General features: G+C 48.9%; 14 protein-coding genes, 1 tRNA gene and 2 rRNA genes. 7 read left to right on the plus strand and 10 right to left on the minus strand.

Features of this window, described 5'->3' with window-relative positions; genetic code table 11:
- Positions 1-365: 365 nt before the first annotated feature.
- The gene (locus tag GVI43_RS15330; RefSeq protein WP_159567717.1) at positions 366-3,194 is read right to left on the minus strand and encodes a S8 family serine peptidase; all 2,829 of its coding nucleotides are present in this window, start codon (positions 3,192-3,194) and stop codon (positions 366-368) included.
- A gap of 685 nt (positions 3,195-3,879) precedes the next feature.
- A complete protein-coding gene (gene hypF, locus GVI43_RS15335) occupies positions 3,880-6,174 on the minus strand; it encodes a carbamoyltransferase HypF (RefSeq protein ID WP_159567718.1) in 2,295 nt (764 codons plus the stop codon).
- Positions 6,175-6,397: 223 nt separating this feature from the next.
- Here hypF and coaA point away from each other — a divergent pair, with 223 nt between their 5' ends.
- The gene (coaA, locus tag GVI43_RS15340; RefSeq protein ID WP_159567719.1) at positions 6,398-7,351 is read left to right on the plus strand and encodes a type I pantothenate kinase; all 954 of its coding nucleotides are present in this window, start codon (positions 6,398-6,400) and stop codon (positions 7,349-7,351) included.
- A gap of 61 nt (positions 7,352-7,412) precedes the next feature.
- On the opposite strand, the gene GVI43_RS15345 is transcribed toward coaA, so the two are convergent.
- The 4 genes from GVI43_RS15345 to yccX all read right to left on the minus strand — a co-directional run bounded on the left by GVI43_RS15345 (position 7,413) and on the right by yccX (position 10,466).
- Entirely contained in the window at positions 7,413-8,072 is a 660-nt protein-coding gene (locus tag GVI43_RS15345; RefSeq protein ID WP_159567720.1) for a YcxB family protein, read from the minus strand.
- A 29-nt stretch (positions 8,073-8,101) separates the two neighbouring features.
- Positions 8,102-9,064: a bifunctional biotin--[acetyl-CoA-carboxylase] ligase/biotin operon repressor BirA gene (gene birA, locus GVI43_RS15350; protein WP_159567721.1), complete on the minus strand. Its 963-nt coding sequence runs from the start codon at positions 9,062-9,064 to the stop codon at positions 8,102-8,104.
- Positions 9,061-10,098, minus strand: coding sequence for a UDP-N-acetylmuramate dehydrogenase (gene murB / locus GVI43_RS15355; protein ID WP_159567722.1), 1,038 nt, complete (start codon positions 10,096-10,098; stop codon positions 9,061-9,063). The genes birA and murB overlap by 4 nt, the downstream gene beginning before the upstream one ends.
- Before the next feature lie 95 nt (positions 10,099-10,193).
- Positions 10,194-10,466: an acylphosphatase gene (gene yccX, locus GVI43_RS15360; protein ID WP_159567723.1), complete on the minus strand. Its 273-nt coding sequence runs from the start codon at positions 10,464-10,466 to the stop codon at positions 10,194-10,196.
- 209 nt (positions 10,467-10,675) lie between these two features.
- On the opposite strand from yccX, the gene GVI43_RS15365 reads away from it, so the two are divergent.
- From GVI43_RS15365 to GVI43_RS15380, 4 genes are all read left to right on the plus strand, one after another.
- Complete coding sequence (locus GVI43_RS15365; protein WP_159567724.1) at positions 10,676-11,242, plus strand: hypothetical protein; 567 nt, start codon at positions 10,676-10,678, stop codon at positions 11,240-11,242.
- A 52-nt stretch (positions 11,243-11,294) separates the two neighbouring features.
- Complete coding sequence (locus tag GVI43_RS15370; RefSeq protein WP_159567725.1) at positions 11,295-12,290, plus strand: MBL fold metallo-hydrolase; 996 nt, start codon at positions 11,295-11,297, stop codon at positions 12,288-12,290.
- Between the two features lie 241 nt (positions 12,291-12,531).
- A complete protein-coding gene (gene dinG / locus GVI43_RS15375) occupies positions 12,532-14,703 on the plus strand; it encodes an ATP-dependent DNA helicase DinG (RefSeq protein ID WP_159567726.1) in 2,172 nt (723 codons plus the stop codon).
- Between the two features lie 131 nt (positions 14,704-14,834).
- Positions 14,835-15,479, plus strand: a complete 645-nt coding sequence (locus GVI43_RS15380; protein ID WP_159567727.1) for an FMN-binding negative transcriptional regulator — start codon at positions 14,835-14,837, stop codon at positions 15,477-15,479.
- 112 nt (positions 15,480-15,591) lie between these two features.
- On the opposite strand, the gene GVI43_RS15385 is transcribed toward GVI43_RS15380, so the two are convergent.
- Complete coding sequence (locus GVI43_RS15385; protein WP_159567728.1) at positions 15,592-18,249, minus strand: autotransporter outer membrane beta-barrel domain-containing protein; 2,658 nt, start codon at positions 18,247-18,249, stop codon at positions 15,592-15,594.
- A gap of 953 nt (positions 18,250-19,202) precedes the next feature.
- Here GVI43_RS15385 and GVI43_RS15390 point away from each other — a divergent pair.
- Together GVI43_RS15390 and fdhF are read left to right on the plus strand one after the other, a co-directional pair.
- Positions 19,203-19,748, plus strand: a complete 546-nt coding sequence (locus tag GVI43_RS15390; protein WP_159567729.1) for a 4Fe-4S dicluster domain-containing protein — start codon at positions 19,203-19,205, stop codon at positions 19,746-19,748.
- Between the two features lie 39 nt (positions 19,749-19,787).
- Positions 19,788-21,932, plus strand: a complete 2,145-nt coding sequence (fdhF, locus tag GVI43_RS15395; RefSeq protein ID WP_159567730.1) for a formate dehydrogenase subunit alpha — start codon at positions 19,788-19,790, stop codon at positions 21,930-21,932.
- Positions 21,933-22,370: 438 nt separating this feature from the next.
- On the opposite strand, the gene rrf (GVI43_RS15400) is transcribed toward fdhF, so the two are convergent.
- From rrf (GVI43_RS15400) to rrf (GVI43_RS15410), 3 genes are all read right to left on the minus strand, one after another.
- A 5S ribosomal RNA gene (gene rrf, locus GVI43_RS15400) occupies positions 22,371-22,486 on the minus strand.
- A 32-nt stretch (positions 22,487-22,518) separates the two neighbouring features.
- Positions 22,519-22,594 (minus strand) — tRNA-Thr (locus GVI43_RS15405).
- Between the two features lie 184 nt (positions 22,595-22,778).
- Positions 22,779-22,894, minus strand: a 5S ribosomal RNA gene (rrf, locus tag GVI43_RS15410).
- Between the last annotated feature and the right edge of the window lie 6 nt (positions 22,895-22,900).

The following is a 22,900-nucleotide window of genomic DNA, read 5'->3' on the forward strand; positions in this document are numbered from 1 at the left end:
CCGGCGGTTTGGCGAATCACGTGTGTTCGTGTATTCAATGACAGCGGGAGGCTTGCCCTTGCCCTTCATTCTGATCCCTTCTGGTCGTCATCCCGTTGAAAAACGGACCCAGTCCTTGACCTTATTCTCTTGAATTTAGAAGACAAAAACAAAGGTCAAATTCAACAGCTGGGTCCTGTTTTTCAACGGGATGACGACCCGACTACAAGGGCAAGGGTTAAGAGTAAAGGGCAAGGACAAAGGGACAGGGACAGGGACAGGGACAGGGACAGGGACAAAAGTATCGGGATCATATAAAAACAGCGATGCTGCAATAAAAAAGCGCCCCATCCGGAGCGCTCAATCTTAGGTGCAAAATCTATTGATTAAAAACTCACAGATACGTTCATATTCATCATATTCGACTGCTGATTATCACTAAAATATTGTTCGTAATTCATATTCATCGATAACATATCGGAGAAAATCCATTCCAGACCGCTGCCAACCATCATTACGTCACGGGATAAGGCGATGCCATCCAACGGCATATACTGGTTAACGCCGGTGAAACTGGCGTTATAGCTACCATTGTCCTGAGCGATGGCGTGCTGATAGTGAGTTTTAGCTGTCAGGTTAACCCGTTGCGCTAGCCCAAAGTTCCAACCATAGCCGGTACGAGCACCAACGCCGGCCTGCCAGCGAGTGGTGGTCCGATCGTTAGCTTCCAGACCAAACCCTGATGCTCCGCTCTCTTTAAAACCATCCTGCTTCAGGCTGATATATTGCGTATCAACATAAGGGGTAAACTGCCAGCCTTCACTTTTTACGCGATAGCCCATTTCACTTCCGGCGGTAAAGTAATTGCCGCCTTGATCGCTGTTTGCACGAAGCGATTGATTACCCAACTGTAAGTTACGTTTTTGTTCGCCACTATAGTAGCCAGAACTAATACGCCCGGTAACATAATAAGAATCAAAAATCTTACCGCCGTACAGTGAACCTTCGGTAATGGTACCGCTGCTAAACTCAGAACCGCCGCGCAGTGAACCGGATGTATCACTACGGCTCAGCGTGCTGCCGATAAAGGTATTACGATCCAGAAAAACGTCTTGCCCCATCACCCAGCCGTTCATGTTGTAGTTCAGGCCCGAAAAACCACCGCTGGTCATATTACTCTGGTAATTAATATTGCTGCTCCACTCATTGGTTTTCGGCGAATCCAGCAGTCTGGCAACATGGTCAGAAACCTGACGGTTATTCACATTAATTGCCTGTAGCGTCATGGCGGTACTGGCTGCCGGCATTTGTCCTGACAGGCTTTCCAGCGAAGCTTTAGCTGCCTGAACGGTCGGCGATTGTTGAAGGCTGGCAGCGGCGCTTAAAAATTCAGCCTGCGCGGTGCTGGCCTGTGCCGTAGAAGCGCCTGCCGCCTGCCGATCGAGCTGATCGAACGCCTGTTCCACCCGATTAGCGCCCGCCGTCGCTGCCGCACTATATTCCACGCCTTGTGCTGCGGCGACGTTAACCCGCTGAACGTTCAGCCACACTTGATTCGCGTTTTGGCCTATGGTTGCATCTAAGAACACGCCAGCCGACTGAGTCAGGTTATCGAAGGCCCCGCTCAGCCCTCTATTGGCGGTCAAAACATCTTGGTGGGATACGGTGATATAACCCTGAGGAACGGCCAGAACGTTCAAATTACCGCCTTGAATGTTGGCGGTGCCTGCAATCTGCAGCGTAGAACCCAGCACAACATCAAGCTGGCCCTGTCTAGTTTGTACATAGTCACTGTAAAATGTGCTGACGCCATCGCGCAGTACAACGTGGCCCTGATTATTAACCACGCCGCCAACGCGACGTACGTCAAGCGTTCCTTGAGTGCCGACGTTCACCGCAGAAGCCAGACTCTTATTTGAATATAACGTACCACCGTTAACCTGAGTCAGGCCGGTATAGCTAGCGTCTTGAGTAAGAATCAGAGTACCGGTACCTTGTTTAGTCAGGCCGCCAGCGCCGCTAATCGGATTACCCCACGTTGAGGCATAACCGTCAAACGATACGCTAACATCGCCCCAGTCAAACTTCATGGGCCCGCGAACTGCAGCCGCCGTATTCAGCAAACCGTAACCAAAAGTGGCATCAACGCCAGCAGTTCCAAGATCGGTTGCGGTACCTAATAGAGTCTGACGAACTAAGTCATTCGAAAAATAGGGAAATGCCTGCCAGACCAACGCTGCCGCACCGGTAACCTGAGGTGCAGCAAATGACGTACCTGACACCAGCGTGTTGTTAACACCGTCATCGCTAAGTACAGAAACCGTACCGGGAGCAACCAGACAATAACGCATGCTAATACCGCAAGCATTTGCATAAGTGGCCAGAGAATTCAGGTCAGAAGGATTTACCGCACTCACCACCAGCCAGCCTCTTTCTAACGCTTGAGAACCTGCAATAGTCGGTAAGGAAGCAATTTTATCAGGCGTTGTAGCCGAATCATTCCCGCTGGCAAACACCACCAGACCACCATAAGTAGTGATAAAGGGCTGATAAGCATTAACATAATTATTGGTGGTAACACGGTCAGTCGCGGGATCCCAGTCGGGTAGACTCCATGAGTTATTAATAATTTTCGCTCCGGCACGGGCGATATCCAGATTAACCTGAGCCAGCGAATAACCTTTAGTTCCTGCAGAAGTTGGCGTATCGCTGATAATACGGGCGCTCACGATAGAAACACCGGGCGCTGCACCGCCGGAAAAGTTACCCACCCGTTGCCCGGCAATGGTCTCTGCGACCATAGTACCGTGCCCGCGAACGTCACCGATGTTCAAATTGTTGGTAGCCGGATCAACGTAGCTTAGTGAGCTAACGACTTTGCCTGAAAGCGCCAGATTGGTGGTCAGAACACCGCTGTCAATAAGGCCAACAATAACGCCTGCACCGGTTAGCCCGGCCTGTTGAGCTTCAACAGTATTGGTAATAAATAAGTGTTGGTTATAACGGTCCTGAACCAAAGGGCCCAGTGTTGTACCTACGCCTGTCTTATCGTTATTATTGCTGCCTCCACCAGCGGTATTACTGGCACCTCCGCCGCTATTTCCACTTCCACCACCGCCTCCGCCGCCTCCGCCACAGGCAGATATGGCCAGAATTAGCAGTGAATTTCCAATAATAAGTACTGAACGCCATAGCAATGAGGTTTTATCGTTCATGGAACCTCCGGGCTTAATTAGCCGCTTAATAAGCAAGTTATCTTTACCTAGTACCGAAATATGTTTTTCCGGTTTTTAGGTACCAGTAATCTTTCCCCCTGAAAGCTGTTCCAATTAGCTTCGGAGATAAGATTCCATGAATACCGATGTTAAGTTGCTTATTGACTAACCCTATCAAGCTTATGGCAACGAAATTTTGATTGGTTATTCTACTCTTAAGGCTAGACGTGTATTTATATAACGTCAAATAAAATAGATCATTTTATTTACATTGAGTTAACATCGCTTTTATTCAAATTAAATGCGCAGATTACAGCAGAACAACAGATAATAATTCCAAATTAATTGCGATTTATAAGTGACATATCTTACTTCGAGTTAATTAACCACACTTTATATATGGTTATTTTTGTGATAAGACCTGATGCACATAGGGGGAAAAATATATTTAAATTATTATCGTGCTGGCCGCAATTGTTTTTAAATTGCCTCATTCAATTATTTATATTTTATGCTTAATAAACGAATTTAATAATAATGCCAACTAGAATAATAATGAAATTCACATCATCACTATTATATTGCCACTCATATATATCATTCGAATAATATTAGAATTATCTATTTTTAATGAAAAACTTAATGAAAAGCATTAACAACAGAGCATTCGGCATAGGTATTGCGTTTAATCGTGACTAATAGGACAAATTAATTGCCTTGTCGCAGCAATAACCGCCTGACCTAAGGCTAATCCGCCATCGCCCATCGGTAAACGTTCCGGATAAAGCACCTGAACGTCGCCCAGCGCATCGGCCAGCAGCTCTCGCAATAGCCGGTTATGCATTACGCCACCGGATAATACAACGGTGTTGATACCATATCGGCGGGCAAACATTTTTGCCATATCGGCAAATCCTTGAGCCAGTGCGGCATGGAAAGCATAAGCCCGATCGGCAGGTGAGCCGCCATAGGCCAGCCACTGTGACCAAAAAACCGCTAAGTCCAGCTGGTTTTCTTTTAACGGTAGCGTAACCGGATGATCTTTTATCAGAGACTGGCGGGCCAGAGCCTCTAATTTACAGGCGGCCTCACCTTCCCAGCTAATAGCCTGAGGGGAAATCAACAGCGCGGCAGCGACGGCATCAAACAGTCGCCCGCATGAAGAGGCTAGCGGAGAGTTTATTCCGCGCTCAATGGCTTTTTCCAGCGGCTTCCAGCTCTGTTGTGCGATCGCACTGGCCTGCGGATAACTCTGCCAGTCCGGCACAAATCTAAGCCACTGGGCCAACAGATTACGCCACGGCTGAGAAGAGGCCAGCTCACCGCCGGGCATGGCTACGGCAGGCAGCCCGCCTAAGTGCTGACACTGAGAATAGTCCACCAGAAGGCACTCCGCGCCCCACAGCTGCCCGTTTTCGCCATAGCCCAGACCATCCAGCGCCAGACCAATCACCGGCCCGTTTTCAAGCCCCCAACCGTGTTCAGCCATACACGAGGCGATATGGGCGTGGTGATGTAACACTTCGTACAGAGGTAAATTAAGCCGCTCGGCCAGCTGCCGACCATATCGGTGACTGACATAGCCGGGGTGAGCATCGACAACAATAGCCGATGGAGAAAAACGATAGATATCCTGAAACAGCGCCAGCGATCGTTCGAACTGTTGCTGTATATCCAGATCGTCCAGATCGCCCAGATGCGGGCTAAGTACGGCCCCATTGCCCCGCAATAGGCAGAAGGTATTCTTGAGATCGGCTCCCATCGCCAGTACCGGTGAGGCTTGCTCAAAACCCGGCGGTAGCGCGAAAGCATCCGGTACATAGCCCCGGGCACGGCGAACCATCTCCGCAGCACCATCAGCGTAGCGCACCAGAGAATCATCGGCGCGCTGTACAATATCGCGGTTGTGCATCAGCCACAGATCGGCAATATGCTGTAAATCCGTTATTGCCTGTTGGTTAGTAAGTACCGGAGGCTTGCCGGATGAGTTACCCGACGTCATCACTATCGGTCGCCCTACCTGTTGCATTAATAAATGCTGAAGAGGGTTAGAAGGCAGCATCACACCGATTTCAGCCAAACCGGGAGCAATCGCATCGCAGAGCGGTGACTCAAACGCTTTGGTCACCAGCACAATAGGAGCAGGGCTGCTTTGTAATAGCTGGCGTAGCGCGGGTGAATCCTGCGAGCAACAGCGGCCAAGCCAGTCAGCGGAAGGCAGCATAACGGCCAATGGCTTAGACGGGCGCCGCTTGCGCTGGCGTAATAGCTCAACCGCCGCAGCGTTGGTGGCATCACAGGCCAAATGAAACCCGCCAAGCCCTTTCACCGCCAGCACGCCTCCGCTTAAGAGTAATTCTGCCGCCTGTAAAAGCGCATCATCGCCCCGGACTTCATCGCTATCGGCTTGGCAAACCCAGATATGCGGGCCACAGTCCGGGCAGGCATTAGGCTGAGCGTGAAAACGGCGATCGGCCGGTGAACGGTATTCAGACAAACATGAAGGACAGAGCGGAAAATCAGCCATGGCGGTATTCGGCCGGTCGTAAGGCATTTTATGGATAATAGTAAAGCGTGGGCCACAGTGGGTGCAGTTAATAAACGGGTAGCGATAACGGCGATCTTGGGGATCAAAAAGTTCTGTTAAACAAGCGCTGCAGGTTGTGGCATCGGGAATAATCTGGGTATCCATTCGCCCTTCGCCACTGCTGCGGATAGTAAAATCATCGGGTAGCTCAGGCCATGCACAGGGCTGACTGGTGGTACTTTCAATTTTAGCCAGCGGAGGGCATCGTTGATACAATAAATGGATAAACGTTTCGGCATTCTGGCCGCTGACCAGCCTAACCAAAACGCCTTCGGCGTCATTACATACGTCACCTTTCAGATTCAGTTCATGAGCCAACTGCCAGACATAAGGGCGAAAACCAACGCCTTGGACTTTCCCTTTAATACGGATCTGTATTCCATCAGGACTCATGACGCCGCCTCACAGTAACTAAGTGTAATAACGCTAACAATCGCCATTTTGCACTTCAAATTGATAATTAACGCTCAAAGAGATCAAAGAAATCAGCAATTAGACGATAAAAACTTCTGTGCCAGTGGCTAAGATGTCTATAATGTTGCCTTACGTCTTACTTAATTTGCTTAGTCGGCCAGTGATAACAACACATTTGGCGCTGACAAACAGAGTACGGTTTATGAATAATAAAGAACAACTATTTGCTTTAAGCCCCTACATCGAGTTTAGTCGCGAACAGTGGGCAGCCCTTCGGGATTCAGAACCGCTGACGTTAACCGAACAGGAAATCATTAATCTTAAAGGCATTAATGAAGATCTGTCTCTGGACGAAGTCTCCCAAATCTATCTGCCGCTCTCTCGGCTGATCAATTTTTATATCGATAGCAACTTACGCAATCAATCGGTATTAGAAAAATTTCTGGGTATTAAGAACCAGCGGGTTCCCTATATTATCGGCGTTGCCGGTAGCGTTGCCGTGGGTAAAAGCACCAGCGCCAGAGTACTGCAGGCGCTGTTAAGCCGTTGGTCTGAGCATCGTCGGGTTGATTTAGTCACCACCGACGGGTTCCTGCACCCGAATCATGTACTGCAAGAACGCCAATTAATGACCAAGAAGGGCTTCCCGCAGTCTTATGATATACAAAATTTAGTCCGCTTTGTTTCTCAAATAAAATCGGGCGAGCCGCGGGTTGAAGCACCGGTTTATTCCCATCTGACCTATGACATTTTACCGGGTGAAACTCAGGTTATTGAGCAACCGGATATCTTAATTCTGGAAGGGCTGAACGTGCTGCAAAGCGGGATGGATTATCCCCAGTCGCCGCTTCGCGTTTTCGTTTCTGACTTTGTCGATTTCTCTATTTATGTCGATGCCGAAGAAAAGCTGCTGAATCAGTGGTACGTGAACCGGTTTCTAAAATTCCGTAAAGGGGCGTTTTCCGATCCTGATTCATATTTCCATAGCTACGCTAAGCTGTCGGAAGAAGAGGCGCTAAGCATTGCCAATAATATCTGGCAGGAGATCAACGGAAAAAACCTACTGCAGAATATTCTACCAACCCGTGAGCGGGCGAGTTTGATTCTGAAGAAGGGCGTCGATCATGCGGTGGAACAGGTTAGGTTGAGGAAGTAAGCAACGCACGGCGTTCTGGCGAAGGGAGGCGGCTATAACGCCGTCTCCCCAACACAATGATTCAGACAGGTTCAGCTAATTTACTCTTAATAAACGCGGTAACGGCATCACAGTCGTAGCCTTCAAGGCTATCAGGTATCCAGAAAAAACTGATTGAGTGTATCGAGATAAACGTCATCCCTTTATGGCGGGTAATGCCCGTTACGCTATCCCACTTAAAGCTAGCGGTCCCATTTTCAGCCTTACTTCTTATACCGCTTTCACCTATCTCCAGATAATAACCGCTCACCGTTGATTGGCCATTAAGATAAAACTGTTTCTGAAAGTGTTGACTACGCCGGAAGACCATTGAAAACATGACGAAATAACCGATCAAAAAGGCATATAAAAAAAGGGCTACAACGCTAATATTCCACCAGTAGAGCTGGAAACCCGATTCTGCCTCACTATCAGCTTGAAAAAGCGTCATGTAAAGGCTGATACCAAACCGGTTGAAAATCATATCGATCAGCGCAAACAGGCCAATCGTAGCGGCAAATATCACACACAGAGTCAACGCTCGCCTAAGGTTGGACCGTTTTTTATACAGGCTACTCAGGGTAATACGGCTTCCCCGGCAATAGTCTGCTAGCGAGAGCGCCGGTACGCTAAACGCGTATTTAACCGGGCCAATATCACCATCAAATAGTTCAGGATTATCGTTGTTTACAGCGCTATTCATTAACCATTCCTTAGTTAGACTGCCGTTAGTTAGTCACCCTGACGTAGTGAAATCTCTCCGCCAATATAGGGTTTAACCACCCCATCCTGTTCCAATAGCAAAGCGCCCTGTTTATCGATCCCTCGGGCAATACCGTGGATCTGATTTTCACCAATCAGCAGCTTCACCGGACGATCGATAAAGTTATCCAACCGGCTCCAGCGGGAAATAAACGGCGCTAGCCCCTGCTGTTCGAACTGTTTTAAGGTTTCACTCAGAGTCGATAATAACGTCGCTACCAACAGGTTACGATCGATAGCCACACCGCCATCGCTTAAGTTAGCCCAACGCTGATTAACTACGCTGGCGTCGGGATCTCGCATCGACAGGTTAATACCGGCACCGATCACAACGTTCGCGGCGTCACCGGTTTTTCCCGTTAGCTCGACTAAAATACCTGCCAGTTTGCAATCGTTAAGGTATAAATCGTTTGGCCACTTGACCCGCACGTCCGCTGCGCCGAGCTTATGCAGCACTTCGGCCATCACAATACCGATAACTAGGCTTAGCCCGACCGCAGCCGCTGGGCCCTGATCTAACTTCCAGTACATCGACATATAAAGGTTGGCCCCAAACGGAGAAAACCATTGCCGACCACGACGGCCGCGACCGGCCTGTTGATATTCAGCCACGCAGGCATCGCCGGAACGTAGTTCACCAAGGCGATCCATTAAATACTGGTTGGTCGAATTCACAACCGGCAGCACGGTGACGCGACCTTCAGGCAAGCGTTCAGTAATTGCCTGTTGATCTAACAGTTGAATCGGTGCCGGTAAACGATAGCCCTTGCCGGGAACGGTAAAAACGTCGAGCCCCCAATCGCGTAGGACCTGCATATGCTTATTAATCGCCGCGCGGCTCATGCCCAAATCGGAACCCAACTGTTCACCAGAATGAAATTCGCCGTCAGACAATGCCTTGACCAACTGCAAAGGGACCGCGATGTTCTTCATGATAAAACCTCAACGGCGTTACGCTCACCGGTACGACCAATAAAACGCACTTCAGGCTCCAGCCAGACGTTAAACCGGGCCGCGACCTGATTACGCACGTAGCCAGCCAGCGCGGTTACGTCCTGAGGGGTCGCATTGTCTAAATTAATCAACACCAGCGCTTGCTGCTGATGAACCGCTGCCCCGCCAATCCGGTGGCCTTTGAGCCGACACGTATCAATCAGCCAGCCTGCCGCTAATTTCTCTTGGCCGTCGGGCTGAGGGTAGTGAGGCGCATTCGGGTCGCTAGCCAAGATCCGGGCGGCAGTCTCGGCGCTAACAATGGGGTTTTTAAAGAAGCTGCCCGCGTTGCCGGTCACCTTAGGGTCGGGTAACTTGCTGCTACGCATCTCGCATACGGAATCAAACACCGCTTTTGGCGTCACCGTTTGGGCATCAAGCTGGCGCAGGTCGCCATAGCTCAGCACCGGTTTCCACACTTTAGGCAAAATCAGGCCCACCGCCACAATGGCATAGCCTTCACGGAACTGATGTTTGAAAATGCTCTCGCGATAGCCGAACTGGCAATCCTCAGCCGCAATGCGTGAGGTATCACCGCAGCTCAGGTTCAATACGTCAACATATTCACATACGTCTTTCAGCTCAACGCCGTAGGCACCGATATTTTGAATTGGCGACGAGCCAACGCAGCCGGGGATCAGGGCTAAGTTCTCAAGCCCGCTAAAGTTCTGCTCTAAGCTATAACACACTAACTCGTGCCAGTTCTCGCCCGCACCAACGTGTAAGTGCCAGAAATCTTCTGACTCTCTGACGTTAATACCTTTGATGCGGTTTAAAATAATCCAGCCGGAGAAATCCTCCAGAAACAGCATATTGCTGCCTTCGCCGAGTAAAATTGCCGGGCGTTGTTCCTGCGCGGCCTGTTGCCACGCATCACACAGCTGTTCCTGCGTTTCGGCCGAAATAACGCGTTCTGCAAACACCGGCAGGCCAAAAGTATGTAAAGCCTGAATTGATACAGATGAAGATGACATAGACGATCCCGACATAACGATAGACCCCAATAACTGCCGTTAGTCTACCCGATCATGCCAAGCCGTGACTATAAAAGTCAGTTAAAGGATGGGAATCAGTAACGTATCGTAAATCCTGAATAGGGCCTATAGCCTCGGGGCTCGGTCAGAACCCGATCGACTCGGGCAGAACGCGGCCCTTGTTTAAGCCATTCCACCAGCCGCTCTACCTGTTGCAGCTCACCGCAGGCCAGCACCTCAACGCCACCATCGTCCATATTATAGGCATAGCCAGTAACCCCGAGTGCCAGAGCCTGCTGCTGGGTGGAATAACGAAAGCCAACCCCTTGAACGATCCCGGATACGTAGGCCACAATACAAACCTGCATAACTCGCCCCCTTTTGATTTTGATGTCCCGCTATTTTGATAAAAAGGACCAAACTGATTGCGGTTATTTTCATCCGCTTACACAATGCGATTTCATCAGCGTTGGTTAACTAATCATAGCCTGAATGCTTTCACTCCTTATGGCAATACGGCAAATTTTCATTTACGCTTTGGTGAAAACCAGCCACATCAATTCAGAAGGACTCTGGAATGTTTAACACGGAAAGCGTGCCGCAAGAATCGGTCACCATCACGCTCAACGCCAGATTACAACCGATACACCGCGGTGAACTGGAAGACGCATTAGCTCAGGTTTTAGGCGCTCATCATATCGGTAGAATCAGCGGCGGAGGTTCTTTACTAACCGATAACGGCGAAATCAAAGAATGCGATATCGAAATTATCGCCACTGACATCAGCCCACAGGCCATTGAGCATATCATTAGCTTTCTGGAAAGAGCCTTAGCCCCGAAGGGTTCGAAGCTGCGCATCGGCAATAACGTTACTCTTTTCGGTAAGCATGAAGGTTTAGCCCTTTACCTTAACGGTACAGACCTACCTGACGAAGTATATGAAAATTCAGATATCAACGTCATCATCGACGAGCTGGCAAGCCTGTTGGGTCAGGAAGGCATGATGCACAGCCATTTTGACGGTGAGACTGAAACCGCCCTTTACTATTACGGTAATCAGTTCACTACCATGCACCAACTGATCGAGCCATTCCTTGAGAGCTACCCGCTGTGCCAGCAGTGCCGGGTGGTACAAATTGCTTAAGTCATACCCTACTATTTTCGCCAGATTAACCAGACAAAAGGAATTTCACACTATGAAGAAAAACATTAGCCGGGCCTTACTGGCCTTGACCATCGCCGGTGCTGGCGTGCTAAGCGCAGTTCAACCCACGGTAGCTTTAGCTGCTGTACCTGCCCAACAAAAGACTCAGGTACCGGGCTATTATCGGATGCAGCTAGGTGGCTTTGAAGTCACCGCGCTGTATGACGGTTACGTTAATATCGATAATAAACTGCTCAAAGGTATCAACGGTAAAGATGCCAAGGTGCTGTTAGATAAAATGTTCCTCGACAGCACCAACGGCGTGCAAACCGCGGTAAATGCTTATCTGATTAATACCGGTACTAATCTGGTATTAGTCGATTCCGGCGCGGCTAAATGTTTCGGCCCAACGTTGGGTGGGATCCAAAACAACATTCGTGCGGCAGGCTATACGCCGGAACAAATCGATACGGTTTTACTGACCCACCTACATGCCGATCATAGCTGTGGCATTAACGAGCAGGGAAAAATGGTTTTTCCTAATGCGGTGGTGTATGCCTCTAAAGCCGATGCCGATTACTGGCTAAGCCCGGAGATAGCGGCTAAAGCGCCTGAAGAGGCAAAAGGGCTATTCCAAATGGCTCAGGATTCCGTGGCGCCTTATCAGGCCGCTAATCACTTCAAAGTTTACAGCCCGGGCGATACGCTAATTGCCGGCGTTGAAGTCGTTCCAACCCCGGGTCATACGCCGGGCCACGCCTCTTATCTTTTCAGCGCCAAAGGACAAGAACTGCTGATCTGGGGTGATATCGTTCATAGCCATTCGATCCAGTTTGCCCAGCCTGAAATAGCGATGGAGTTTGATACCGATAGCAAACGGGCGATCGAAACCCGTAAGAAACTGTTTGCTGATGTTGCTAAGAAAAAGCTGTGGATTGGTGGCGCGCACTTACCGTTCCCGGGTTTGGGACACGTAGCTATTGACGGTAAAGGCTATCGTTGGGTACCGGTGGAATACAGCCCGGTGATGGTTGCTGCGGGAAAATAACCGAAGCCGGTTCAGCGCTTTCAACCCGATAAGCTATAGGTTTTGCTCGCAGTTATCGCCCCAGAATATAGCCATTTTCTGGCGGCCGAGGAACGACGTTTTTGAGTGGCTAGGCCTGAAGGCCTAGCCTTCATATCATATCCTGCACTGATTTAGATATATTTCCTCAGCAAATACCTGTATAAATACTCAGTAAATTAATCATAAACTTTCGTCCATAACGTAATTCAATAAGAGATCAATGGCGCTTTCTTCCGCAGTTAAAGATCAGATAAGCCAGTGGTACAAAACCCTGCAACAGGAAATTCCGGATTTTATCCCCCGCGCACCGCAGCGTCAGATGATCGCCGAGGTCGCCAAGGCATTCTCCGGTGAATCTGCACGCCATTTGGCAATTGAAGCGCCTACCGGCGTGGGCAAAACGCTGTCTTACCTGATCCCCGGCATTGCAATTAGCCGCGAAGAACAAAAACCGCTGATCGTCAGCACGGCAAACACCGCGCTACAGGATCAGATTTACAGTAAAGATTTACCGCTGTTGAAAAAAATCATCCCTGACCTCAAATTTACCGGAGCCTTTGGCCGTGGCCGTTACGTATGCCCGCGCAATCTGGCGGCAATCAGCGACGAAAATCCACAGGGCGACTTAGCCTTGCTGCTGGATGACGAACCGATTACTTCCAGCGGCGAAGAGCTGAAAATGGCAAAAAAGCTGGAGACCGCCCTTTCACGCTATGAGTGGGACGGCCTGCGCGATCGCTATAAGCAGGCTATTAAAGATCCGCTATGGATTAAAATCAGTACCGATAAAGCCAACTGCCTCGGGCGAAACTGCTACTACTTTAAAGAGTGCCCGTACTTTGTGGCGCGCAGAGAGATTGAAAATGCCGACGTAGTGGTGACTAACCACGCGCTGGTGATGGCTGCTTTGGAGTCAGAGTCAGTATTTCCACCGGCCAAAGATCTGCTGCTGGTGCTCGACGAAGGCCACCATTTGCCCGACGTAGCCCGTGATGCGCTGGAAGTCGAGGCTGAAATCACAGCGGTATGGAATAACCTACAGCTCGACGCGTTTGTTCGCCAAATAGAACAGTGCTTAGCCCTGTTCACACCGAAAAACCCGCCGCCGCTGACCATTGCCGAACGCCTTAACGATCACTGTAGTGAAATGCGTGAGCTGCTGCGCACCGTCGAACAGCTGGTTAGTGAGTATTTACCTCCCGACCTGTCGGACACAGAGTACCGCTTTGAAATGGGGATTCTGCCGCCAGCGCTGACCGAACGGTGCGCCAGGCTATTTAAACTGACCGATGCCCTGTCCGGTCTGGCTGAATATATGGTTAACGACCTGAGCGAAAAAACCGGCAAGCACGACATTGTGCGGCTACACAGAGCAATTTTGCATATGAGCCGCATGCAAGGCTATCTAGAAACCATGAGTAAGCTGTGGAAGCTGGCCGCCATGGAACAGGCTTCTAATGCACCAATTGGTAAATGGATAACGCGCAAATTTATCGATAACCAAACCCACCTGACTTTCCACTGCGTTGGCATTCGCGTCAGCGATCAGTTAGAAAAACTGCTGTGGCGCAAAATACCGCACGTGGTGATTACATCAGCCACGCTGCGCTCACTCAATAGCTTCTCCCGCCTGCAAGAAATGAGCGGGCTAAGTGAAAAATCCGGTGACCGTTTCGTCAGTCTGAATTCACCGTTTAATCACCGTGAGCAGGGTAAGCTGGTCATTCCGATAATGAAAAACGAACCGATGATGGCCAATGAAGTAGCCCATTTACAAGAAATGGCCGACTTCTTTCGTTTGGAGCAGGCAAAGAGCGAACATAAAGGGCAACTGGTGCTGTTTGCCAGCAACCGCGCGCTACAGCAGTTTGTTAACCTGTTGCCCGATTTACGTCTGACGCTACTCGTTCAGGGCGATCGGCCACGTTATCGATTGGTAGAAGAACACTGTAAACGGGTTGAAGCCGGAGAAACCAGCGTATTGGTTGGTCTGCAATCTTTCGCTGAAGGGCTGGATTTAAAAGGTGATTTACTGACTCAGGTTCATATTCACAAAATTGCCTTTCCGCCAATCGACAGCCCGGTCATTTTAACCGAAGGGGAATGGCTTAAAACTCTGAATCGTTATCCATTTGAAGTACAAAGCCTGCCAAGCGCCTCGTTTAACCTGATCCAGCAAGTTGGACGGCTGATCCGCAGCCATGAATGCCGGGGAGAAATCGTGATTTACGATCGCCGGCTAATCACCAAAAACTATGGTTCTCGCCTGCTGGGAGCCCTGCCAGCGTTTCCGATTGAACATCGAAAAATGCCGGAACCGGCAGAGGTCAAACGGCCCGATTTGCTAAAAACGGCAGCAAAAACCGTAAAACGCCGACGTAAAGCTCAATAACTAGCCGTTAGCTGCAGATTTAAATTCATTGTCCCCTTTACTGTTGCGGTAAATATCGTTATCAATAAATAGCCGATCTGCCCAAAATGCTTCCGGCTGCGGGTATAGCTGATGATTGAGGAATAGCGCCAATGTACTTACCGCCCGCGTTCAAACAACATGATATTCAGGCTCAGGCTGAGTTAATCCGCCATTACCCGCTCGGCCTGCTGATCGCCCACGGTGCCGACGGTATCGAAGCTAATCTTATTCCTTTCTTAGCCGACGTTGATGCCGCCGGGCAACTCACCCTTCGGGCCCATCTTTCACGCGACAACGCACAATGGAAAACCCTCGCCGAACACCGTCAGTGCATGGTGGTATTTCAGGGTGTAGAGGGCTACGTTTCCCCTTCGTGGTATCCCTCGAAAAAGCAAAGCGGAGGTAAAGCCGTTCCGACCTGGAACTATGCCTGCGTACAGGTCAGCGGGGAAGCAAAAATTATCGACAATCCTGACTGGCTACTAAGGTTGTTCAACCAGCTCACTACCCTACATGAAAGCAACCAGCGCGAGCCTTGGTCAGTCAGCGACGCACCGGCAGACTTCATCGCCGACAGGCTGAAAGGGGTTATCGGCATTGAGCTAGTAACCACTAAGGTGGAAGGCAAATGGAAGCTGAGTCAGAACCGAACGGAGGAAGATGTCAGCGGCGTAATCGACGGCTTGCGCCAGTTGGGCGATTCGCAAAGTGCGCTGGCAGAAGCAATGATTCAGGCCAATAGCGGTGATAAATAGCTCACGCTTAGCAATAGCTGCCGCCTGATTGAAGCCATTAAAAAGGCCCGCAATCACCGATTGCGGGCCTTTATTTAACCTAACTATTTACGCTGACGGTTCACACTGACTATCAGAACTTATATTTAAACCCGATAACAACGGCCGTGTCGCTATAGCCTTTATCACCCAGCTGCTGAGCGACGTTAGACCACAGGTTAACGTGCTTATTCAGTTGGCCTTCGGCCCCCACTTTCAGTTCGCCGACGTTGGTATTGCCCGCCTGCTTGGTGGTGACACCGTCCATAGTGACGCCAGCCTGTTCGGTGTTGTGTAACCAGTTAACTTCGGTATAAACGGTAAACAGCTTATCTGTACCTTTGTCCATGTCGCTCACGCCGTCACGGGATAGCTTCACGCCCAAGCGGGTCTGAACGTTGTTGTTATCGTCAGACGTCACGCGAGTACCGTTGGCCTCACGATGGTCATCGGCTTTGATGCCGTTCCAGGTTATCTGAGCCTGCGGTGTGACAAATACGTTGCCATTCACGCCTTGGTAAACCGGGATCCGATAGCCACTTTCAACCGATGCACTCAGGCCATTGATATCGTAACTTTCGCCCGATAGTTGGTCACCGTTCACTTCACCGTTAAGCCAGCTGTACTGGAGCCAGCTATCAACATACATACCGTTCAGCGTGTTAGCATCCTGATACCAGGTGGCATAAACGCCGGCACTGTAGCCGTCAACCTTACCCTGAGAGTTGTAGCCGCTGTGGCGGTTACCGCTCTTACTGTCTGACTGGCCGTAACCGAACATCAGGCCAAGGCCTAAACGGTCGATATCGCTAAACTGAGTTTGCGCGACTTCACCACCGCCTTGGATCACGTAAGTATTGGTGGCGGTTTTGATCTGGCCGCTGGAATCTCTGAACTTATTGCGAGAGCCAACTTGACGCAGCCACATGCTGGAGTTTTCTGCCCGGCCTTCACGGTCTTCTAAGCGCAAATTAAACAGGGTTCCAGCTGCCGCCATGTTAGCCATATAGCTACCGGCTTCTGGGCGATAGATCGGCGTAATGCTCGGATCCGGAGATGGCGTTGGATCTGGAGATGGTGTTGGGCCCGGATCGGGTATTACAGGAGTCGGCGGTGTGATACCAGAAACCAGATACCAGTTTTTAGCCGCCGCTCCGCTAATAGCGCTGCCCGAACGAACAGAGTAATCGTATGCACCGGCAACAATACGGCCACTGTTACCAAAGGTTCCTGCTGAATTACCATCAACCTGAACAATCTCAATGCCCTGAATAGTCTGAGCACCCAGCCCACCCAGATTGTTAATCTGAACGTTAGTATGGCCAGACGTATCGCCGTTAACCACCAGCTTGTCAGTCAGAGACGAGTCATCGCCCAGCACGCTGTTTAACACTAACGTACCGTTATTGCCGACGTAATTTCCGGTAACGATCAGGCTCTTAGGCACCATTGGTAAACCGCTTGAACCAGAAGTATCGTTATACTTTAAGGTTGCGCCGTCCAGCGTTAGGTTAGTCAGCTTTGAGTCATCGGTCATATTCCAAACGCTATTGGCACCGGACATGGTCAAATTAGTGGTACCCGGTGTCGCACCAAGTAGAGACTGACCGGTGAACGTTGAACCATCGGTCATGGTCAAATTGATCACACCGCCCGATGAAGACAGTATGTTACCAATCGCATTATATTGAGCCGCATTACCGGTTAAAGTACTGTTCAAGCCACTGGCATAAAACGCTCTGCCTTCACCGGAATTAGCATCAACCGTAGCACCGGTCAGCGTCACCGCTCCGCCGGCTTGGGCGAATACGGCGGCAGAATACATATCTCCGCCTTCAAGCTTAACCGTTGTCGGGCCGCTAAAATCAATAACGCCCTTAGATACAGCACGAACTCCATACAGAGAGGTTCCACCGGCTGTGGTAGTACTATTTACCGTAACCTGACCAGAACCCGTTACCAAAGAACCTTCAGTGTTAGCCATAATACCGGTTGTCGTATCGCCACCGTTAACCATGTTAATGGTCGTGGTACCTTTGAGGTCAATCACGCTTGCAACTTCGGGATGCGAGGAAGATCCTTGAGCCCATAAACCATAAATAGTCGAGTCGTTACCAGAGTTAACGTTAACCACAAGACCATCTTTAGCTTCAACTCTTGCGCCGGAAAGGTAAGTTTGTATTCCAGATGAAGCGTTGCCAGCATTATTTAACGTTATCGTTGTATTTTCGTTTAAATAAGCGGTCATCGCAGGAATTAAAGTAGTAATACCATCCGTAGTATAAGCCCCGGCCTCAATAAGGACGCCCTCTAATTCAATATTATTGTTTCCATTCACGGTAATGGTGGTTCCAGCGCCAAACTCTGCCGACACCGTTTGTGAAAGAGCAATAGAGCTAGAGGTTCCATTCTTTAATCTTACGGCAGAAATATAGTCATAGCTGGTTGTGGCATTATCAATATTGACTAAGATATCCGTTTTCCCCAGCGTCATAATGCTATTGAACACGCTGATAGCTGGCCGATTTGGCGTCACAGATGCACTAAAATTTTGAGTTATGCTGACATCGCCAGAATAGGTAAAATTATTTTGATCGGTTGCAGCAATACCGTACTGATCGACCAGATCAACAACCCCGCCGCTAGCGGTTAATTCGCTAGGAGTTTCAACGGTAACCGTTGCGGGCATCGCACTAACCGTACCGGTCAACATAAGGCATGCACTGAGAGCGAGGATTTTTGTGTTATCCATTTTATAATTCCCTTTTATAGACATATTATTCCCAATATCAATATTCAATAACGCATATACACTCATTCAAGCATGCGCAATTTACATTAAATCACACAAGGATCCAATGCGTTATTATAATATTTTAAAAATACATAAAGCAACCCTTATAATATTCCAACAAAATAATTAAATGTTATTTATACGATCATTAATGATGTATGTTTGTTAAATTCAAAAATAGATTAATTCATTTATATATCATGAAATTAACTTATATATCATAAAAACAGACCTTTATTTATTTAACAAAATTAACTAAATAAACATTTAAATCACCAACACAATAATTAAAAATTTCGACATAACACCAATACATTAGTTTAGATATTTAATTTTAAAAATAGCTTATAAGACCAGATCAATATGAAAATAATGATCAGAATATCAATACAGAAATTCATACATAGCAACATATTTACAACTAATTTTCATACTCAAATCCCCCCCACCGCCGGTTCATTCCATTTTCAGTCGTACAGCTTCAGTGCTTTTTGCTTTACCGACTGGCAGAACGGGAGCGGATTTGAGCATATTTGGTCAGACAAATGCACAAATCAATAATTGGTAAATCGATAACTTCGCTAAATCATGGTGATTATTGCGGCATATCAACATGCGTCCTTCCGGTCTGGTGTATCACTGACGGATAGCTGAAATAGTTGATTTTGGTATTAGCGCTATTCCACCGCTTTATGCATTTTTACCCGTCGACATCAAGGAAGTGACATTTGGTAGTGCAAGTTGGTATTAAATAAAACATAATATATTTCAGTTAATTATAATAATAATTCAACTTGGCACAAACTCTGCCTAAGGTTAAGTGATGAGCGTACTTAACGTGGGGACATGTCAACGTTTATACCCAAAATAATTCGAGCTTTCGTCAGGAACCGAGTAATGGAGATGTACTTATGAACCGGTTCGTTATCGCAGATCCTAAAAGCTGTATCGGATGCCGTACTTGTGAAGTGGCGTGCGTTGTAGCCCACAGCACTGATAACGATGTTGCTAACCTTTCGGTAAAAAATTTCACCCCTCGTATCAGAGTGGTGAAAGGACAAACCATCAGTACAGCAATTTTATGTCGTCACTGTGAAGATGCCCCTTGCGCAGAAGTGTGTCCTAACGGTGCCATTGTGCGAAGTAATAACAGCATTCAGGTTATTCAGGAAAAGTGCATCGGTTGTAAAACCTGTGCAATTGCCTGCCCTTATGGCGCAATGAATATTGTGACGAAGACTGTCACCATCCCCGGCAATGGTGTCATAGCAACGCAGCGCCAAAAAACGGAAGCTCAAAAATGTGACCTTTGTGAAGGGAAGCCCGAGGGCCCGACCTGCGTCAAAGTTTGCCCAACTAATGCACTCCGTTTAGTAACACCAGAATCATTAGAAACAATGTTACGGAAGAAGCAAGAGCGTGCCGCGCTAGAAGAAGCCACAGAATTAAATTTTTAAGCATCAAGCATCCCTACGGACTTGAGGAGTTAAATGAGCATGAAAAAAGTAATTACCGTCTGCCCCTATTGTGCATCGGGCTGTAAAATCAACCTGTTGGTTGACGGCGGGAAAGTTGTTGGTGCCGAAGGCGCTAACGGCGTAACTAACCAAGGTGAACTTTGCTTAAAAGGCTACTACGGTTGGGACTTCCTGAACGATACAAAAATTCTTACCCCACGCCTGACTAAGCCTATGGTTCGTCGCCAGCGAGGTGGGCAGCTTGAAGCAGTATCTTGGGAAGAGGCTATCGAATTTGCCAGCTCCCGCATGAAGAAAATTATTGAAGAGCACGGCCCTGACGCCGTAATGACTTCAGGTTCATCCCGTGGCCCCGGCAACGAAGTGAACTATATTATGCAGAAGTTTGCCCGTGCCGCTATCGGTACCAATAACGTGGATTGCTGCGCTCGCGTTTGACACGGCCCTTCGGTTGCAGGTCTGCACCGCTCAGTGGGTAATGGCGCGATGAGTAACTCCATCTGCGAAATTGAAGATACCAAATGCGTTTTTGTCTTCGGCTATAACGCCGCAGACTCTCACCCGATCGTTGCCCGCCGTATTCTTAAGGCAAAGGCAAAGGGTGCAAAAATTATCGTATGCGATCCGCGCTACATCGAAACGGCCCGTATTGCGGATCATTACCTTCCGTTGAAAAACGGCAGTAACGTCGCCTTACTTAACGCGTTTGCTAACGTATTGATTACCGAAAATCTCTATAACAAAGAGTATGTGGCTAATTATACCGAAGGCTTTGATGAATTCTGGAAAAGCGTTGAGAAGTACACGCCGGAGTACGTTGAAGAAACCACCGGCCTGTCGGCTCAGCAAATTCGTGAAACTATCCGCATGTATGCCGCGGCACCGTCAGCTACCATATTATGGGGCATGGGCGTTACCCAGTGGGGTCAAGGCGTGGATACCGTAAGGTGTTTAACCAGTCTGGCATTGCTGACGGGGAACCTTGGTAGGCCAAACGTTGGCGTTGCGCCGGTGCGTGGCCAAAATAACGTACAGGGTGCCTGTGATATGGGCGCACTAATCGATACTCTGCCGGGCTATCAGTATGTTAACGACCCGGAAGCCAGAGCCAAATTTGCCAAAGCCTGGGGCGTTGAATCACTGCCTGAGAAGAAGGGTTACCCTCTCAGTGAAGTTCCGCACCATGCTATCTCAGGTAAGGTCAAAGCCTTCTACGTTATGGGTGAAGACCCAATGCAGACTGAACCTGACCTATCTATGGTGCGCAAAGGCTTTGAAGCCATGGATTTGGTGATTGTCCAAGACATCTTTATGACTCAGACCGCGGCCATCGCTGACGTTATTTTCCCGGCCACCTCATGGGGTGAACACGAAGGGGTTTATACCAGCGCAGACCGTGGGTTCCAGCGGTTTTACAAAGCCGTTGAGCCTAAGGGCGATGTAAAAACCGACTGGGAAATCATCTGCCTGATGTCAACGGCGATCGGTTATCCGCTGAAGTACAACAATACTCAGGAAATCTGGGATGAAATGCGTGAACTGTGCCCTAAATATTATGGCGCAACCTACGAGAAAATGGCTGACTTGGGCTACGTTCAGTGGCCTTGTCCTACGTTAGATCATCCGGGCACTCCGTATCTGTACGAGGGCAACGTATTTAGCCGGCCTAATGGCAAAGGTGAGCTATATGCCTGCGACTGGCGTCCACCAATGGAGTTAACCGATGAGCAGTATCCGCTGGCATTAGCCACGGTACGTGAAGTCGGCCACTACTCCTGCCGTTCGATGACCGGTAACTGCGCGGCATTACAAACGCTGGCCGATGAGCCGGGCTATATCCAGATGAATACTCAGGATGCGTTAAATCTGGGTATTAAGCAGGATCAGCTAGTCTGGATTGCATCGCGTCGCGGTAAAGTGATCAGTCGTGCAACGATCAGCGATCGGACCAACAAAGGTGCCGTTTATATGACTTACCAGTGGTGGATCGGTGCCTGTAATGAACTGACGCTGGACGAACTAGATCCCATATCCAGAACGCCTGAATTCAAACATTGCGCAGTCAAAGTAGAACCCATTCTCGATCAGGTCTGGGCTGAAGGCCACGTTCAGAAAGAGTATTCCGCACTGAAAGCCCGCTTACGTAAGGTCGTTGAAGTCTAATCAGATAGGCTGAAACTTATGATATAAAGGCCCGCTCTTGATGAATCATCATTAATAGCGGGCCTTTATTCTGATGGAAAAGAAACTCGGGAAAGCTGCATCAATAACTTGATGTATAAATCAAGTTTAAATAAGAAATTAATTCTATCATTTAGCTTCTAAAAATTAGAGAAGCCTATCCGGTTATAAAAAGAAAAAGGCCACCCAATCGAGTGGCCTTCCCTTCATTTGGACCATATCAGAACAGAGAATCTTGCTACATTTTAGCCAACAAAAAATGCCTCGGCAATACTCGTATCATACTGATACTCGCCCCTCCGGGACCGTCGCACGCGACGTTCAACACGGTTCCCAATCGCATTAGTCTGTACCTACGCTAAGATATTTCCCATAGAAAAAGCCCTCTGCTTTCGCAGAGGGCTTATCCGTTTAATTAAAGCCTGGCAGTTCCCTACTCTCGCATGGGGAGACCCCACACTACCATCGGCGCTACGGCGTTTCACTTCTGAGTTCGGCATGGGGTCAGGTGGGACCACCGCGCTACTGCCGCCAGGCAAATTCTGTCAATGTCTAACTATTGTTTAACTGGTGCTGATACCCAGAGTCGAACTGGGGACCTCACCCTTACCAAGGGTGCGCTCTACCAACTGAGCCATATCAGCGCCAAACTTCGCATCACCAGATCGTTGATCTAATAATGACTAAATTAAAGTCTGGCAGTTTATGAATGACAACGTCATTCACCCTTCGGGCCGTCGCAAGCGACGTTCAAAAGACCCTGTCTTTTGTCCTACTCTCTATCAAGTAGAGAACTGCCCTACTATCACTGCGTACTTTTAATTTGGAGCCTGGCAGTTCCCTACTCTCGCATGGGGAGTCCCCACACTACCATCGGCGCTACGGCGTTTCACTTCTGAGTTCGGCATGGGGTCAGGTGGGACCACCGCGCTGTTGCCGCCAGGCAGATT

It is taken from the genome of Budvicia diplopodorum, from assembly GCF_009800925.1.
Lineage (GTDB): Bacteria > Pseudomonadota > Gammaproteobacteria > Enterobacterales > Enterobacteriaceae > Budvicia > Budvicia diplopodorum.